The sequence below is a fragment of the Gilvimarinus sp. 1_MG-2023 genome (genome assembly GCF_030548285.1).
On sequence record NZ_JAUOSC010001525.1, the window covers coordinates 1 to 244 of the forward strand.

1 protein-coding gene is annotated in these 244 nt (G+C 68.4%); it reads left to right on the forward strand.

What is annotated here, in order from left to right; all coding sequences use genetic code 11:
- Nucleotides 1-243 (forward strand): hypothetical protein (locus tag Q4563_RS21930; protein ID WP_442903857.1); only part of this gene is annotated, 243 nt, incomplete at its 5' end.
- Nucleotide 244: the final 1 nt, after the last annotated feature.

Genomic DNA, 244 nt, shown 5'->3' on the forward strand with positions numbered 1-244 from the left:
GAGGTGGTGGCCGACGCCGGCGTGCTCCTGTCCGTCCTCCTGGTCGGCCATCCCCGGCTCCGCAACGACCTCAGGCGTCCGCAGATGGAGGAGATCGGCTACCGCACCACCATCTTCGACTATGAAGGCATCGGGGCCGACCAGCGCCGCGACTATGTGGCTTGGCTGCTCGGGGCCTGCGCGGACGAGAGGGCCACGCGCGGTCGCCCGTTCTCACCAAGCGTGAGCAGGAATCTGCGCTGAT